The organism is Mesorhizobium sp. M6A.T.Cr.TU.014.01.1.1 (assembly GCF_004022765.1).
Taxonomy (GTDB): domain Bacteria; phylum Pseudomonadota; class Alphaproteobacteria; order Rhizobiales; family Rhizobiaceae; genus Mesorhizobium; species Mesorhizobium mediterraneum.
In genome coordinates, this window is record NZ_RZPG01000022.1 from 39459 (window position 1) to 56087 (window position 16629).

At 63.8% G+C, this 16629-nt stretch carries 16 protein-coding genes; 9 read left to right on the forward strand and 7 right to left on the reverse strand.

Features of this window, described 5'->3' with window-relative positions; all coding sequences use genetic code 11:
- Window positions 1–47 precede the first annotated feature (47 nt).
- Both EN885_RS23185 and EN885_RS23190 read left to right on the forward strand, forming a co-directional pair.
- Window positions 48–1340, forward strand: coding sequence for a pitrilysin family protein (locus EN885_RS23185; RefSeq protein ID WP_245465560.1), 1293 nt, complete (start codon window positions 48–50; stop codon window positions 1338–1340).
- Between the two features lie 20 nt (window positions 1341–1360).
- Window positions 1361–2230 carry a patatin-like phospholipase family protein gene (locus EN885_RS23190; RefSeq protein ID WP_095485632.1) on the forward strand — a complete coding sequence of 290 codons (870 nt, stop codon included), beginning with the start codon at window positions 1361–1363 and terminating at the stop codon, window positions 2228–2230.
- A gap of 112 nt (window positions 2231–2342) precedes the next feature.
- Here the strand turns inward: EN885_RS23190 and EN885_RS23195 are convergent, their stop codons facing one another.
- Both EN885_RS23195 and EN885_RS23200 read right to left on the reverse strand, forming a co-directional pair.
- Entirely contained in the window at window positions 2343–3209 is an 867-nt protein-coding gene (locus EN885_RS23195; protein WP_095485633.1) for an ADYC domain-containing protein, read from the reverse strand.
- Window positions 3210–3311: 102 nt separating this feature from the next.
- The gene (locus EN885_RS23200) at window positions 3312–3620 is read right to left on the reverse strand and encodes a hypothetical protein (protein ID WP_128243451.1); all 309 of its coding nucleotides are present in this window, start codon (window positions 3618–3620) and stop codon (window positions 3312–3314) included.
- 411 nt (window positions 3621–4031) lie between these two features.
- Between EN885_RS23200 and EN885_RS23205 the strand changes: the two genes are divergently transcribed.
- A complete protein-coding gene (locus EN885_RS23205) occupies window positions 4032–4727 on the forward strand; it encodes a hypothetical protein (RefSeq protein WP_128243452.1) in 696 nt (231 codons plus the stop codon).
- A 49-nt stretch (window positions 4728–4776) separates the two neighbouring features.
- Here the strand turns inward: EN885_RS23205 and EN885_RS23210 are convergent, their stop codons facing one another.
- Window positions 4777–5490: a response regulator transcription factor gene (locus EN885_RS23210; RefSeq protein WP_128243453.1), complete on the reverse strand. Its 714-nt coding sequence runs from the start codon at window positions 5488–5490 to the stop codon at window positions 4777–4779.
- Window positions 5487–8147: a PAS domain-containing sensor histidine kinase gene (locus EN885_RS23215; protein WP_128243454.1), complete on the reverse strand. Its 2661-nt coding sequence runs from the start codon at window positions 8145–8147 to the stop codon at window positions 5487–5489. Before EN885_RS23215 ends, EN885_RS23210 begins: the two co-directional genes overlap by 4 nt.
- Before the next feature lie 285 nt (window positions 8148–8432).
- On the opposite strand from EN885_RS23215, the gene EN885_RS23220 reads away from it, so the two are divergent.
- Window positions 8433–9134: a response regulator transcription factor gene (locus EN885_RS23220; protein WP_095485638.1), complete on the forward strand. Its 702-nt coding sequence runs from the start codon at window positions 8433–8435 to the stop codon at window positions 9132–9134.
- A gap of 11 nt (window positions 9135–9145) precedes the next feature.
- Here the strand turns inward: EN885_RS23220 and EN885_RS23225 are convergent, their stop codons facing one another.
- Entirely contained in the window at window positions 9146–10297 is a 1152-nt protein-coding gene (locus EN885_RS23225) for a LuxR C-terminal-related transcriptional regulator (protein ID WP_128243456.1), read from the reverse strand.
- Window positions 10298–10654: 357 nt separating this feature from the next.
- Here EN885_RS23225 and EN885_RS23230 point away from each other — a divergent pair, with 357 nt between their 5' ends.
- From EN885_RS23230 to EN885_RS23240, 3 genes are all read left to right on the forward strand, one after another.
- Window positions 10655–11014: a hypothetical protein gene (locus EN885_RS23230; RefSeq protein ID WP_128243457.1), complete on the forward strand. Its 360-nt coding sequence runs from the start codon at window positions 10655–10657 to the stop codon at window positions 11012–11014.
- Between the two features lie 113 nt (window positions 11015–11127).
- Entirely contained in the window at window positions 11128–11745 is a 618-nt protein-coding gene (locus EN885_RS23235; RefSeq protein ID WP_126107012.1) for a cupin domain-containing protein, read from the forward strand.
- Between the two features lie 163 nt (window positions 11746–11908).
- On the forward strand, window positions 11909–12313 hold the full coding sequence (locus EN885_RS23240) for a c-type cytochrome (protein WP_128243458.1): 405 nt from the start codon (window positions 11909–11911) through the stop codon (window positions 12311–12313).
- A gap of 27 nt (window positions 12314–12340) precedes the next feature.
- On the opposite strand, the gene EN885_RS23245 is transcribed toward EN885_RS23240, so the two are convergent.
- The gene (locus EN885_RS23245; RefSeq protein ID WP_128243459.1) at window positions 12341–13468 is read right to left on the reverse strand and encodes a CapA family protein; all 1128 of its coding nucleotides are present in this window, start codon (window positions 13466–13468) and stop codon (window positions 12341–12343) included.
- A gap of 116 nt (window positions 13469–13584) precedes the next feature.
- Here EN885_RS23245 and EN885_RS23250 point away from each other — a divergent pair, with 116 nt between their 5' ends.
- Entirely contained in the window at window positions 13585–14403 is an 819-nt protein-coding gene (locus tag EN885_RS23250) for a phosphosulfolactate synthase (RefSeq protein ID WP_128243460.1), read from the forward strand.
- A 223-nt stretch (window positions 14404–14626) separates the two neighbouring features.
- Here EN885_RS23250 and EN885_RS23260 read toward each other — a convergent pair whose 3' ends face one another.
- Window positions 14627–15523, reverse strand: a complete 897-nt coding sequence (locus EN885_RS23260; protein ID WP_206616841.1) for an MBL fold metallo-hydrolase — start codon at window positions 15521–15523, stop codon at window positions 14627–14629.
- A 158-nt stretch (window positions 15524–15681) separates the two neighbouring features.
- Here EN885_RS23260 and EN885_RS23265 point away from each other — a divergent pair, with 158 nt between their 5' ends.
- Complete coding sequence (locus EN885_RS23265; RefSeq protein WP_128243463.1) at window positions 15682–16593, forward strand: LysR family transcriptional regulator; 912 nt, start codon at window positions 15682–15684, stop codon at window positions 16591–16593.
- The last annotated feature ends 36 nt before the right edge of the window (window positions 16594–16629 follow it).

The window sequence follows — 16629 nt, forward strand, 5'->3', positions numbered from 1 at the left end:
GAAAGGCCCGGCGTGCCGTCGCACCTGTACTCACTTTACTTCTCTCCCTGCTCTTCCTCGTCCTGCCGGCGCTTTCCGCTCGCGCGGCCATGAGCATCCAGGAGGTGACCTCGTCAAAGGGCATCACTGCCTGGCTGGTGGAGGACTATTCCGTGCCGCTCGTCGCCATCCGCTTCGTCTTCGACGGCGGCACGACGCAGGATCCGGCTGGTAAGGAAGGTCTCGCCAATCTGATGAGCGGCCTGTTCGACGAGGGCGCCGGCGATCTCGACAGCGAGGCCTTCCAGATAAAGCTGGACGACGTCGGCGCCGAGATGAGCTTCGAAGCGGCGCGCGACGGCACCTACGGCTCGATGCGCATGCTGGCCGAGCAGCGGGACGCGGCGTTCGACCTGTTGCGGCTGGCGGTCACAGAGCCGCGTTTCGACCAGGCGCCAATCGACCGCATCCGCGCGCAAGTGCTGTCCGGCATCATCGCCAACGAGCTTGACCCCGACACGGTCGCCCAGCGCAAATGGCTGGAAGCACTATACCGCACCCATCCCTATGCACGACCAGACCAGGGCACCAGGCAAAGCATCGCCACGATCGCACCGGACGATCTCATCGCCTTTCACAAGGCGAACTTCGCCCGCGACGGGCTGCATGTGGCGGTGGTCGGCGCTATCGATGCCGAGACGTTGAAGAAAAAGCTCGATATGGTCTTCGGCGGCCTGCCGGAACACCAGGCGCTCAGCGCGGTCGCCGATACGGATCCGAAACTCAACCAGCAGCTTGAGGTCAATTACGACCAGCCGCAGACTTCGCTGCAACTGGCCTATCCCGGTGTCAAGCGCAATGCGCCGGATTTCTTCGCCGCGGTGCTGATGAACGAGATCCTCGGCGGCAGCGCCTTCACCTCGCGGCTGTTCGACGAGGTGCGCGAAAAGCGTGGCCTGGCCTACAGCGTCAGTTCCGACCTGGTCGATCATCAGCATGCCAACGCACTGGCCATCACCACTGCGACCCGCTCGGACCGGGCGGCGGAGACGCTGGCTGTCGTGCGCGAGGTGGTGAGGCGCATGGCTGAGGAGGGGCCGACCGAAGCGGAACTGGCCGCGACCAAGAAATACATGATCGGCGCCTATGCAATCAACAATCTGAACTCCTCCGGCGCCATTGCCGCGACGCTGCTCGAACTGCAGCTTGACAAGCTCGGCATCGATTACATGCAGCGGCGCGCCGCCTTCATCAACGGGGTGACGCTGGACCAGGTCAAGGCGGTGGCGAAAAAGCTGCTCTCCGCCGAGCCGGCCATCATGGTCGTCGGGCCGAAACTCGGCGAGGCCAAGAAGGAATGAGCCCAAATGGGGGGCAAAGGATGAGCCCGAGCTTCGGCATCGCCTTTGGCGGCGGCGGCGCACGCGGTCTGGCGCATATCCATGTCATCGAGGCGCTGGACGAGCTGGGCATAAGACCGGTTGCCATCTCAGGCTCGTCGATCGGCGCCATCATGGGCGCCTGCATGGCGTCGGGCATGACAGGCAAGGACATGCACGCCTATACGCGCTCAATCCTCAGCCGCCGCGCCGAGGTGGCGACGCGCATGTGGCGGGCGCGGCCCGGCACCTTCGCCGAGGTGCTGCAAGGCGGGCTGCGGGTCAGCCAGTTCAATGTCGAGCGCATTCTCAAGGCATTCCTGCCCGACGCCATTCCCGAAACCTTCGCCGAACTGTCCATACCGCTGAAGGTGACGGCGACGGATTTCTTCGGCCATAAGCTAGCCGTGCTCAACGACGGCGACCTGCACTCGGCGCTGGCCGCCTCGGCGGCTATTCCCGCGGTGTTCCGCCCGGTGATGCGCGACGGCACGCTGCTGATCGACGGCGGCATCTACAATCCGGTGCCGTTCGACTTGATCGAACTCGACGCCGACATCATCATCGCCGTCGACGTGGTCGGCGCACCGACCGAAGCCGGGCGCAAACATCCAACCTCCGTCGACCTGATGTTCGGCGCGACGCAATTGATGATGCAGTCGATCATCGCCGCCAAGCTGATGCAGAGCCGGCCCGACATTCTGATCCGCCCGGCAGTGTCGAAATACCGGGTGCTCGATTTCATGAAGATCGACGCCTTGATGGCCGAAACGGTAGCGATCAAGGACGAGCTGAAGCGCGAGATCGAGAAGGCGGTGGAGGCGCGAGCCAAGGTCGACGCGGCCAAGCGCACCAAGCAGGTGGGTGGGTGAGGGAGTGGCGCGGAAGGTCGGATGCTTGATGGCCTCAGTCGAACGAGCGCATGCGTTTGACCATTCGGGACAACCGCACTCCGACAAGCCCAGCAGATCTTCCGCGCTATGACTATTTCGCTGCGGCCTGAACCGTTCGCGGATCGATCGAACGGTTGAGGATCAGCGCCCCGGCATCGCTTTCGCACGCCGCAATCTGTGGCTGCTGCCGCACGCCTGGGCAGATCGCCGCCAGACCCTCCATCGTGAGCACGTCGGGTATTCTGGTGTGGCTGACGCAAAGCGCGCCGTCGGCACTCCACGCCGCCTCGAACGACATATCAGGCGCGGCCTCGTCCTGCTGAATGCCCTTGCGATCATAGATGACGATCGGCGTCCCGTTGCGGGTATGGCCGACGCCATCGCCGCAATAATCAGCGCGGATCATGCGGGTGCATGCTTGATGATGATCCCACAGCGATGTGCCGTCCGACGACGTCTTCCAAGGCCGATATCCAAAGCGCACGCATTTCGCCTGGGCGCCGCCAGTGCAGGTAATGCTGAACGCCGTGTCGGACGGCAAATGGCGGCCGTCCTGCGTCCAGGTGCCGGCAAGCGGAAAGCCCATGCGCCGGCCCTCTATGTCCGGCTCGCAGATGTTGCGCCATGCACCGCTTGCCGCGTCGCGGGCCGACATGGTGTAGAGCATGATCTCCCCATCCGGGTTCCTCGGATCGATCTCGACGGCGTCGATGCGCAGCGGCACCCGGTCCTGTCCATCGCCAATCGTCAGAACGGCGCCGACGAGATCCTCCTGAGCGACAACGCGACCATCTGCCGTCGTCACCTCAAATCTGGTGCCGACAACGGAGATCGAGCTGATCGCCTGTCCGGTCCCGGCCTCGGCGGGAGGCATGGCGGCCATGCTGGAAATGGCTGCGGCGACAGCGACCAACGCGTGGCGGCCGATTTGAACGAGGCGGTTTCTGTGGGCTGACATTGTTGGCTCCTGACGGCATATCTGGCAGGTGAAGCGCGGCCAATGAGAACGGACAGCACAACGCCATCCGTTCTATTGACGACGGGCGCCGGGGTGCGGACCTCAACGCCTCGGCGAAGGAGTCGGCCGGTCAGGGTTAGTCCCGGCGTCGCTGCCAGTGCCGTGCTGGGCAGACGGAAGGCCATTGCTTTTCTTACCAATGGTCGAGGATTGGACATTGCCGTGCTGAACAGCCGGCAAATTGCCGTTGTTCGAGTGGACGACGGAGCCGCCGGCCGGAGCGAGGCTTTTCGCCAGAACGATGCCGTCGGCATGCACGCCGTTGAGTGCAAGAACGCCGAGGCCGTTGCTGGTCACCGCGTTGCTGGTCACAGCATTGAGCTGCAGGCCGTTCAGCGATTTGCCGTTCATGCCTTCCGGGCCTCCGGCGCTAGCCGGTGCGGCGAGGCAGGCCATTGCCGAGGCAGCAGCCAGGTAAGTCTTGAAGCGATTCATCTTGATTTCCCTTTTCGTTTTCAGCGGAGCCGTCCCATCGGGTTCGCTCCATGGGCGCGGCTTTTCGCTCCCGACTGTTTCGGACGAATGCCGAAATCCGTCCGAATTGTTTCAGTTGTTGCGATCCGGGCAGTGCGCTTGATCAGCGAACGTCCGCCTTGTCGTGATGCAGACGGGCATGACGCCCCGCGTCTGCATCCCCTCAAATGAACAATCGCGGCGTGCGCCCGGTGCGGCGACACAAAGGAAACCTTCAGCCGGCAAATCGGCAAATCAGTGCAACATCCCTGCCTCATCGGTGACGCCAGAACGAGGAGATCTCTGGCGATGCAACCTGCGCGAAAAACCGATGACAGACTGAACGGCGAGGCGACGGCTGCCCGAACGGCACGTCTGGCGGTGCTGGCGGGCACCCCGGGCCTGCTTTTGACGGCATATGCGGCGGCGACATCCACATCGCTGACCATTCGCGCCGATCTCGCGCTGACGCTGATAGACATGCTGGTGCTGGTCTCCGTCCTGGTTGTGGCTGGCGGCAGCAAGAAACTGGGCATGAGCACGCGGCGAGCGGCCATGGCTGAAACGCTCGTCAACGCGCTTGCTGCCGTCGGCATGTGCCTTTCAATGGCTGTCGTCGCCGGCGTCGCGGTCCAGCGCATCGGGGCCGGCGGTGTCGAACCGCATGGCTCCGGCGTTGTTCTCGCCATGAGCCTGAACGTGGCCTACGCGGCGATCAATTTCTGGATTCTGCGCCGGTGGAAGGCCCGCAACATGGTTGCCGCCTCCGCGCTGGCCCGCGCGCAAATCTGTCTGTTCTCGGATAAGCTCTCGTCGAACCTGCTCATCGCCGCGTCGCTCGCAACAGCCATGATTTGGGAAGGCACGATCATTGCCCGCTTCATCGATCCGGTTGCCGGGCTGCTGATCGCGACGATGACCGCGCGCTGGACCATACCGGTCGCGCGCGACACGGCTCGAAGCCTGCGAAGGGAATTTCGCCGGGCGCGCAAGCCGATCGCGTAAGCTGTGAACCGTCACAGCTGGACGGCTCAGCCTCTTTGAAGCGCCGTATCTACCGGCGCCGCGCCTCGTCCTGGGCAGGCTCGTAGACATAGCCTTCGCCGCGAACCGTCACCAGAACGGTCGGAGCGTCGGGCTCGCTCTCGAACTTCTTGCGCAGTCGGGTGATGCGGATGTCGATGCTCCGGTCGCCCGGCTCGAGGTCGCGGTTGTGGGCCAGCCTGCACAGCTGGTCGCGCGACAATATCTGCCGGGGATGGCGCGCGAAGACGCACAGCAGGTCGAATTCCATGGACGTCAACTGCACGTCGGCGCCATCCAAATCGACCATCGTGCGGCCGTCCATATCGAGGATGCAGTCACCGAAACGGATGCGATTTTCCGGGGTCTGTTCTTCCTCGCCCAGGCGCCGGATGACGCTCCTGACACGCGCCAGGAGTTCGCGCGGCTCGAACGGCTTGGCCATATAGTCGTCGGCGCCGGCGGCAAGACCTTCGAGCCGATGCGGCAGGTCTCCGACCGCGGTCAGCATCAGGATGCCGACGCGGCTGCCCTTGGCGATTTCGCGGGCGAGGTCGTAGCCGCTTTCGCCGACGAGATTGACGTCGAGAATGACGAGGTCGGGGCCAAAGCGATCGAGTTCGGTCAGCATTCCCGCCCCATCCGGAACGGATCGAACGTCGAAGCCGTGCATGAGCAGGTAATCCGACAGCATCTCGCGCAAGGGCGCTTCGTCGTCGACAATGAGCAATTTCTGTTTTGTCACGCTTTAGCCTCTTCCATTGCGCTGGTCTCCATCGCCCTCAGGCGCTCCATCACGAGCCTGCGAAAGGTCTGCGGATCGAGTGGTTTCTCGATCACCGGCGCGCCCGTCTCGCCGATGAAACGATCGATCTCGGGCGCCAGCGTGTCGCCGGTCACGAACAGAAGCCGATTGGCGAGTCCGGGACGCAGTTGCTCCAGCGCGCGATAGAGGCCGGGGCCGTCGAGGCCGGGCATGCGTATATCGCTGATCAACAGATCGATTCCATCCGCGCGCACAGCCTTGAGGGCGGCATTCGCATCGTCGGCAATGGTGACGTCGTGGCCGTCGCGGCGCAGCATCTCGGCGATCATCGAGGCAATGTCGGCATCGTCGTCGACCACCAGAATTCGTGCCGCCGATGGCGCAGGCGGCGCCCTTCCGGCAGCCTCGGGCGCAGGAGCCGTCTCTGCCTTGCCGCTCGGAAGCCGGACCGTGAACCGTGCGCCGCCGCCCTGCGTCGAATCCAGCTCTATGCTGCCGTCGTGTGCCGTCACGATGCCCTGGCAGACAGACAGCCCGACCCCGGTGCCTTCGCCGGCCATTTTGGTCGTGTAGAAAGGCTCAAAAGCGCGCGCGCGCACAGTCTCCGGCATGCCTGGGCCATTGTCAGCGACAACCACCTCGACGGCATCGCCTTCCCCTGACGTGACGATGGTCAGCCGCCGCGGGTGCGGGACCTGCAGCAGAGCTTGCTGCGCATTGACCACCAGGTTGGTGATGACCTGATGAAGCTGGTCCCTATCACCCCAGATATTGGGGAGCGGTTCCGCCAGCTCGGTGCGGATCTCGACCCCAGCCGAACGCAGGCTGTAGGCGGCGAGCTCCAGCGAAGCGACCACGACTTCATTGATGTCGACGGCGCCCCGTGTCGGCGGCTTCTTGCGGGCCATCGCCAGAAAGGTGCGGACGATTCGCGAGCATCGCTCGGCCGCCGCGTGGATCTTGTCGGCGCGTCCCACTGTCGCCTTGTCCGTCGAGAATTCCTTTAGCATCGAACTGTAGCCGATGACGACCGACAGCGGATTGTTGAGTTCGTGCGCCACGCCGGCCAGCAGCGAACCGAGAGCGGAGAGCTTTTCCGACTGGTACAGCGTTTCGCGCTGGCGGGCGATCTCCGCCTCGGCTTCGCGCTGGCGGGTAATGTCGGTGACGGCGGCAAGCATGGCCGAACGGCCGGCCTGCGTGATCAGCCGCGCCGAAACCAACGTATCCATTCTTGAGCCTTGCATATTGGTCATGCCGGCTTCGAATGCATCGACGATGCCGTCTCTTTGCAAAAGCCGCAGGAGATGGTCTCGCTGCGAGAGGTCTTCCCAGGTCGACGTCGCTTCGGCTCCGGTCTGGCCGACTTCGATGCCGAGCGTCCTGCGCGCCGGTTCGTTGACGAACAGGATTTCGGGGCCTTCTATTGCCGAGATGGTGATCGGCAGCGGCACGCCTTCGGCTATGGCGCGAAACTGCGCCTCCCGTTCGGCCAACAGTTTCTCGGCTTCAATTCTGGCTTGCTCGGCCAGGACGCGGTCGGAGATGTCGCGGCCGACGGACTGCACTTCGACAAGGCGCCCGTCGCTGTCGAAAATGCCATGATCGTTCCAGGCGAGCCATCGGCGCACGCCATCCGGCATCGCATTGAGAAGTTCCATGCTGGCATCCGGCGCCTGCGGGGTGAGGCGGGCAAGGTGGTCCAGGAACCTGCGCCGTTCGTCGGGCGGCAGCACATCGAGTTCGCACCAGGACGGGTCGAGAAGCTGTTCACGGGTCATCCGGCACGCCCGGCAATAGGCGTCGTTGACGAAGCTCAAATGACCCTCCGGCGACATCCGGACGACGAACTCGGTCTGCAGCTCGACCACGCTGCGATAGCGCTGCTCGCTGGCCTCGAGTGCCTGACGGGCGAGTTTCTGCTCGGCAACATCGCGACCGATCGACTGTATTTCGATGAGCTTGCCGCTGGCGTCGAAGATGCCGCGATCGGTCCAATGAATGTGGACCTCGCGGCCATCGCTCAGGGCGCCGGTCTCTTCCACTTCGCAAACGGGCCGTTCGGGGGTGACGCGACCGATGATCTCGTCGAAGCTGCCGAAATCGGCGGAAAACGAGTTGAAATAGTGCCAGTCCGGGCTCAGCAACTCTTCGCGCGTCTTGCCGACAAGACGGCAGTAGGCGTCATTGGCGAAGCTCATGCGCCCATCCGGCGCAACCCGGATGATATATTCCGTCTGTGCCTCGACAACATTGCGGTAGCGCTGCTCACTGTCGGCCAATTCGCGCAGCGCCCTGCGGTTTTCGGCGAAGATGCTCGAAGCCATGTCTATCCAGGGCTGCCAAAGCGCCGAGGTTTTGATCGCGGCCCCGGGGTCGGTGCTTTCGCCGGCGGCGCCGGAGCGGACATGCTCGACAAGCGAGATCGCCGGGCCGACGACCTCCTTCAGAAGCATTCGGTGCAAAGCGAATGCCGAGACAAGCAACACGACCAAAATGATCGAATAGGGAAAAAATGACTGTTGCAGGGTGTAGGACTGGTAGAGGCTGATGCCGGCGACAAGCGCGACGAGAGGCAAAACGCAGGCCGCCATCAACGACGCGAAATGCCTGGACAGCTTCGAGGAGGTCGGCACGGCGAGGTCTCCACAGACGGATGCGCCGTCACGACGGTTGCTGTTCCCGTGCGGGCCAATGGACTGAACGGCCCGCGGCCTGTCAAGCCGCCTGCTCGGCCATCCGCCTGGGCCGTTCGACAAATAACCGCGCAATGTTTCACGAAGATGCCGCGAACCGAATCTCCCGGCCTCTATTGTTTCAATTGTGTCGAACCAGCCCGAAATCGGCAGCAGACGGGGCACATTGACCCGGGGTTAATGCGCCCTGTAGTTTGGAGCGTCGCTCGCCGCGGGGGGGAACGCATGGCCGACATCATTGTCGTGGACGACGAGACCGACGTTGCGTTCATGATCGCCGACTATTTGCAGGCGAAAGGCTACCGCATACGCACGGCATCCGGCGGTGCCGAATTGCGCGAGACGATCGCGGCGGCGAAGGCGGATCTTGTCGTTCTCGACCTCAATATGCCGGGCGAGAACGGCTTTAGCCTGGCCCGCTGGCTGCGCGAGCATCACGACACCGGCATCCTGATGCTGACCGGCGCCGATTCGGTCTTCGACAAGGTGGCGGGTCTCGAGGTCGGCGCGGACGACTATCTGGCAAAGCCCTTTGCACCGGTCGAGCTGGAAGCCAGGATCGCCGCGGTGTTGCGCAGGCGCAGGCCGAAGGGATTGAACAATGCCGACGCTTTGCCGGCCGGGCATTTCGCCTTCGGAACCTATGTGTTTGACGCCCGCGCGAGAAACCTCGTCGACACCAACGGCGTGGCCATTCCGCTGACGCCGATGGAGCTTGATCTGGTGGCCGCCTTCGCCACCCGAGCCGGCCAAGTCATTGGTCGCGACGAATTGCTCGACCTTGCGCCACCCAGGGGCGACGAGCCCTTCGACCGCAGCATCGACAGCCGTATCACGCGGCTGCGCCGCCGGCTCGAAAAGGACCCGGCCAAGCCGGAGCTGATCAAGACGATCCGCGGCGTTGGATACCTGTATCCAAAGCGGTGAATGACTGTAGTTCAGGGACCAGGCTGCCCTGCGGGCGGAACGATCTGCATGACTAGGCGCATCAGATCGGCCTGGCGGGAGACGCCGGTCTTCTGGAAGATATTGTCGAGATGCGTCTTCGTGGTCGTGCTGGCAATGTGAAGGCTGGCGCCGGTCTCGGCCAGGGTGTGGCCGGCGAGAAGACTGGCGAGCACGCGGGTTTCGGCGAGCGTGAGGCCAAAGGCTGTCGCCAGCATGTCGGCGGCGTCGTGCTCGTCCGGTGCATTGCCGATGAACACTGCGGCTACCGCCGCGGGGTCCATGCCGGCGCGCAGATCGCCACCGGCCATCGGCAGCACGCGGGCGAAGACGGGCGGCAGGCCGGGTTCGGTAAGGAGGACGGCAAGCCCTGTCTTGCCGATGCTCGCATCATCCTGAGCCGCAAGCATGATGGCGCTGTGAAGCTCCCTGGAAGCCGACGGGATCTTCGCTTGCAGAATGCCCCGGACATCCTGGACCGGGCCGCCGCTCCGCAGCATGTGCTTGGCCGCGTGGTTGGCGTGCAGGATCGCGCCGCGTTCATTAGTGAGGACTACGAAGCATGTGAGCGCATCGAGCGCCTCGGCCACCCGTGCGCGCTCGATCGTGCCCATGTCGAGCATGTTGCTGATCATCACGGAGCGGCGCACATGCGGCAGCAACAATCCACCAAGCTTGATTTCACGCTGGGTGATAATGCCTTGCCGCTTATGCCGGGCAATGGCGAAGCCCGCAAGGCGGGTAGGGGTGTGGATCAGGAAGAACGACATGACGTCGACCAGGCCTTGCGGCTTCAGCCACTCCTGAAAATATCGGGAGGTCTCCACGGCGGTTTGAGGGATATGGCGTGAGACCACATGCGGCATTTCGAGTGAAGGCCATGTCGCGAGATCCTCGATCAGCCGAGCATGGATCTCGGGGATATGTTTCGCCTGTTGCTCCAGCCAGTATGGCTCTATTCCCACGGTCCTGTGGATCAGCAGCCGGTCGTTGGTGAGGTCGTCAAGGTGCAGGACCGCGGTCTGGGCGTTGAGCGCATCTCTGATCCCGGCAAGCGCGTGCTCCCATCGCTCCGGGTCGAGTGCGCAATCGTAGATCGAGCCGATCAGCTTCGACAGCTCATGATGCGACAATGCCTTGGCCATCGACGGCCCCCCGCATGTCGACAGCGCGTCCGACGCGGAAAGCCGCGCGCTCTCACAGGTGCTCTCGCCTCTCCAAACTTTAGCGATCGCTTAAATTCCGATTATCTCCCCCAAACAGGGGATGCGCAAGCAACCGGGCAGTGAAATGCTTGCGCCCCAGAAGAAAAGGTCACACGGAACTGTGACAACCAGTGGGGTTCAGCGCCGTTCCCGGCTCGCGAGCCTTCGCCACAGTGATGCAGCCGGGGGGACTAATCAAGAATTCTGCCTGCGTGCGCCGACTATCACGGCGCACGACCGCTATTGCTGAAACCTTGAGCCGGGTTCGGCCCGGACAATTCGGGATGGAGCAGCATTATGTACAGGTACATTGCTTTTGCAGCACTTTGCGTGGCGGCGATGCCCGCGCATGCCGGCGAGCTTGGAGCCATGAAGGCCGAAAGCATCGATCTCGCCGGCTTTCTTGGTGTCGTCTATTACACGCCGGAGGAGGACGGCTATCGGGTGGTCACCACAATTGCGCAGGGCGAGGCTGGCTTGCCCGTGCGTTTCGTGGCGACACTGACCGAGAATCAGAAGGTCGCGCTCTCGGTGCCAGGCAAGCTGGGAGAGTCGGACCAGATCGTCGAGATATTGCGCGTTGGCGGTAAGCTTGTCGTCAGCCCGCATCCGATAGACGGGATCGTGGTTTCTTCTCCGAAGCTCGCCGTTGACTGATGACCGCCGTCGAGTGATCCGGGGGCAGGCGCGTTGCGGCGGCGCTGGCTGCATCATCGTAGCCGCCGATCAACCGCAATCCGGGGCACGTTGCATCGATAGGAGGACCAACCATGAAGCGGCATTCCCTCAGCGCCCGCCGTATTGGCCTGCTTATGTTCTCACTGTGTGCTTTCGGACTGACGACGTCAGCCTCAATGCCCGCAGACGGCAAATTCGCCGTCGAGCCGGTGGTTGAGAAAAAGGTGAGGGAACTGCCCTCCGGACCGTTGTACTGGCGGCTGGAAAATTTCCCAACGCTGGCGCAGGCCCAAAGCGCTGCGGGCCCGACCTCGCTTGCGGCGGAGGTTGCAGGCAAGGTCTGGCTGTTCACGCTTGGAGCGAAGGATGGCTCTACGACCGGCGGAACCAAGGTCGTCGAGATCGGACCGGTCCCTCCGATCAGCGCAAGCGAGTATTTGCTGCGCGTCAACCGCGCCGGTGGAGCGCCCGGCGTCAAGACGAAGATCCATACGCATCCGGGACCGGAGGCCTTCTATGTGCTGGCCGGCAAGCTCGGCCAGAGAACACCCCACGGGGTGGCCTATGCCGAAGCCGGCACGACGATGGTCGGACACGGGGCCGACACGCCGATGGAGGTGTTCAACGCCGGCACAAGCGATCTCGATGAGCTGGCCATCTTCGTTGTCGACGCCAATCGGCCGTTCTCGTCACCGGCCAATTTCGACTGAGACGTTTCGAGTAGCGGCGCGAATGTTTGGGACGAGCGGAGGCGCGCCAAACCCAGCGAAAATCCGCACGGTTCCAACTATTTTGGATTTTCGCTTGCGCTCGCGACAGCGCTCAGCGGCGATTAGTCGAAGTCAGTCACTCTTCGCACGCGCGTCCTTGGCGATGTCTCCATGGCTCATCCCGGCTGTCGTCGTCTTTACCGTTGCCGCTGGCTTCGGCGCGTCTTCGCAAGCTGAGCTGGCCGCGGGCAAGTTCTACGAAGTTGTCGGCGCTAAGGTCGACGCGCGAACCTACAACGGCTTCCGTCGCTACCATGGCAGCTGCAATCACTGCCATGGCCCCGATGGCATGGGCTCGACGTTCGCCTCGGCCCTTGTCGACCGGCTGCCCGCCATCGAGGTCTTCCGCCGCAACGTTCGCGACGGCGTGCGCATCGGCCCTTCGGTGATGAAGGGCTTCGCCGACGACCCCAACGTCGCACCCTACATCGACGACATCTATGCCTACCTGCAGGCCCGCGCCGACGGTGCGCTTGGCCGAGGACGGCCGGAGAGGCTTGAAAATTAGTATCGCTGGCTGCTGACCGCAGGCGCTTCACCAAAGGACAGTGAGACGGTTATCGAGCGCCACATGAGTGCCGAAAGGCGAGCTCTTACGCTCAAGCATCGCCGCGAGCCAGGCGGCATCTTCGGGCGAGGCGCGGTTTAGCCGGAATTTGCGGAGCTGGAACGGCACGACGTCGAGCGAAACAAGCGTGCCGTCCGGTATGGCGAGCCGCGGCAGGTACATCAGCGCAAGTTCACCGCGAAAGGTTTCGTAGCCCGTAATTCCCTCATAGTCGGTGAGGAAGTCGCCGCATCCATAAAGGATCAGCCGGCCGTCATGGATTTCGATCGGCTTGGGATGGTGGGAAGAGTGCCCATGCACGACGTCGAAACCTGCAACATCGACAAGAGCATGGCCAAGCGCGCGTTCTTCCGCGGGGACTTGGTAGCCCCAGTTGCCGCCCCAGTGGATCGAGGCCACCGCGAGGTCGCCGGGCTGTTTTATGGCCTCCACGGATCGGGCGATCTGCGCGAGCGACCGGGCAGAGACATCCGCCAGCAGATTGATCCCTGGCTTGTAGGCTCCGGCTGCCCATGAAGCTGGAACGCCGCTTGTCTCGAGCGCGAAGCCGAAGACGAGCACGCGGCCGCCGCCGGCCAGTTCGATGGCGGCAGGCGCCGCCGCCTCGTCCGCGTCAAGCCCGGCCCCGGCATAGGCGAGGCCGGCATGCCGGAGCGTGTCGATGGTCTCGACGAGGCCAGGCTCATCCCAGTCGAGCACATGGTTGTTGGCGAGCACGCAGCAGCTGACCCGCGCCGCCGCCAGGCAGCCGATGTTTGCGGGGTTCATTTTGTAGTTGATCCCCTTGGGCGCCAAGGACAGGCTGGTGGTGATGCTGGTCTCGAGATTGATGATCCGCGCATCGGGCGCTTCACGCTCCAATTCGGCGAGCGCATCGCCCCAGACATACGCATCGGCGACCTTTCTCGGGATCGGGCCATTGATGCGTTCGGCAAGCTCGACATAGGTCGTCGCCGATTTGACATAGCGCTCGGACAGGTGCGGGTCGCCCGGATTGGCGAGGATCTGGTCGATCCCGCGCCCGAGCATCACGTCGCCGCACAGGAACAGTTTTGCGCTGCTTCGGGCGGCGGCATTGTTCGCGATCTGCGGCATCCCAGACCTCCTTCCCCGCCAACAACCAGTGACGCCAAGGGTTCCAGCCCAATTTGCGCGGGATCGGATCGCGGGCCAAATCGTTAACGCAGGAGAACCGACCGCCGAGGCCAGAAATGCCCGACACAGCCTTCTCCTTCATCCCGCGCGCCGCACGCTCTTCCAAGCCGCGCAAGACCGGCCTGACCGAGATTCGCGGGCCTTATTACAGCGCCTATGGGCCGCGCCATCTGGCCGACGTCCTGGAAATCATGGGCAACTGGATCGACGGCATCAAGTTTGCCGGCGGATCATTCGCCCTGATGCCGCCCGAAGCGGTGAAATCGATCAACAAGCTTGCGCATGATCACGATGCCTATGTGTCGACGGGCGGCTGGATCGAGAATGTCCTCCGTTTCGGCCCGGACGCCGTCGACCGCTACATCGAGGAAGCCAAGGCGCTCGGGTTCGATGTGATCGAGATCTCCACCGGCTTCATCAGCCTCCCCACGGAAGCGCTGCTGCGCCTGGTCGAAACCGTGAAAAAGGCCGGGCTCAAGGCCAAGCCGGAACTCGGAATCCAGTTCGGGGCCGGTGGCGACACGTCGGCCAACGAGCTCGAAGCCGAAGGCACCAGGGATGCCGGTTGGCTGGTCGCACAGGCCCGGCGCGCCCTCGATGCCGGCGCCGACATCATCATGATCGAGAGTGAAGGGGTCACCGAAAACGTCACGTCCTGGCGCACCGACGTGGTGGCCCGCATAATCAACGAGCTCGAGCTGGAGAAGGTGATGTTCGAAGCCGCCGACCCGGCGGTCTTCGAATGGTACGTCAAGAACTACGGCAACGAGATCAATCTGTTCGTCGACCACAGCCAGATCGTGCAGCTCGAGGCGCTACGCTCCGGCATCTGGGGAACCAAGAGCACCTGGGGGCGGATTCAGAATATTGGGTGAGGGGCGTTTGAGCGACCGCGAAGGGCAATCACTCCAGGTTTGCGCCGCCCCTCGCCCCTTGCCTTCTCCCCTTGTTGTGGGAGAAGGTGGATCGGCGCGCAGCGTCGAGCCGGATGAGGGGTGTTGGACGGAGCGCCGTCCTTGCCAAGCTGGAGCACCCCTCATCCGACCGCTTCGCGGCCACCTTCTCCCACAAGAAGGGGAGAAGGAAAGATTGCCCATCTCAGCCCCACTTCATCTCGCCGGTGGCGACCTTGGAGCCGATGTCGAGCGCGACCCCCATACCGAGGCCGGGGAAGCGGGCTTCCATGGCGCCCTTGAGCGCGGCCGCGTCCTTGGCCTTGGCCAATTCTTCCTCGAAGGCAATGAGGTAGGTTTTGGTGTGCTCGACGCCCGACAGGTCGGTGGCGGCCTGCGGCGTCATGTGGCCGGGCACGACGATTTCTGGCTTGGCGGCCGCGATCTTTTCGAGATTGGCGAGCCAGGCGGCGCGCTGTTCCCTAGTCGGCGTGTCGGCGGTCCAGACATGCACGCCCGAAAAAATCATCACCCCGCCGAATACCGCGTTCAGCGACGGCACCGAGAGATAGCGCCGGTTGGCGAGGCCTTCCGCGTCGACGATCTCGATGGTCTCGCCATCGACAGTGAGCGTCTTGCCGTCGAACACTTCTGGGATGACGACATCGGCGAGCGCCTGCGGGCCATTCTCCTTGATCTGCGGCCCCCAAACGGCGATTTTCTTGTCGACGCTGCCGTTGATGGCGGCCACCGTCTCGGCTGCGGCGATCACCCGTGCTTGCGGGAAAGCCTCCTTGATCGGCTTGAGGCCGAAATAATAGTCCGGATCGGACTGGCTGACATAGACGGTGGTGAGCGTCTTGCCGGTCGCCTTGATCGCCTCAGCCACGGCTCGGCCGTCGGGGAAGGTGAAACCGCCGTCGATCAGCAGCGCCTCGGAGGCGCCGGTGATCAGCACCGGGGCGCGAAAGAAGCCGTTTTCCCCGGCCGGAAAATGTTTCCAGGAAAGCCCGCCGACTGCATGACTAAGCCCGGCGGGAGCAAAGACGGCAGCGGCGCCGGCGGCGAGGGTGGTTTTCATGATGGCTCTCCGTGTGAACATGGATGTCTCCTAAGGCTTGAGAATGCGAATTCGGGCGGCTCCCGCGCAGCCTCGATCTCAGGAAGATGGCAAAAGCGGGACGCGTATTGAAGGCCAACAAAATAGACGTAATGTATGCCATTGCCTGACAATGAGGCCGCATTTGCCATGAGCCGCGCATGAACCTGAACCGGCTGGCCTATTTCGCGGCGGTGGTCGACGCCGGCTCCTTCACGCGGGCTGCCGAGCGGCTGGGCATCACCAAGGCGGTCGTCAGCCAGCAGGTGGCGCGGCTGGAGCGCGATGTCGGAACGACGCTGCTGATCCGCACGACGCGGCGGGTCCATCCGACCGAGGCCGGCCGGACATTCCATGCCCGCTGCCTACAAGTCCTGCAGCAGGCCGAGGATGCCTTCGACGAGCTCGCGCAGGCGGCCACCGAGCCGACCGGCACGCTGCGCATCGCGGCGCCCAACGACTACGGCACGTCGGTGGTGGTGCCGGTGGTCGCCGCCTTCAGCGCGCGCTATCCCGCCTGCCGGGTGGAACTGACGCTGGGCGACGAGACGATCGACCTGGCTTCTGGTGGAATGGACGTGGCGATCCGCGTCGGCTGGCTGGCCGATTCCAGCCTGCAGGCGCGGCGGATCGGCACCTTCCGGCAGTTCATGGTGTGCGGCGCCGAGTTTGCCGGGCGGTTCACGGTCGGCGAACCGCAAGGCCTCGCCGGGCTGCCCTTCGTCGCCAACTTGGCGCTGCGCGAACCGTTGCTGTGGCAATTTTCGCGCGGCGACGACGAGCATCAAGCGGTTCGCATGCAGGCAACGATCGCCATCGACGCGACGCCGGCAGTGCTGGCGGCTGTACGCGCGGGTGCCGGCCTGTCGGTGCTGCCGGATTTTTTGGTGCGGGACGAGCTGGCCGCGGGGCGGCTCGTCCAAATCCTGCCCGGGTGGCAGCTGCCCTCCGGAGGCATCTACACGGTCTACCCTGCCGCGCGCTTCCGCCCGCCCAAGGTGACGAGGTTTGTTGAGATGCTTGTCGCGGCCGAGCAGCGGACGGGTTCAGTGGCGGAGGGGAGCGCGCTGTGAAATGTCACGCGCGTTGTTGGAGGGATGGTCTTCGCT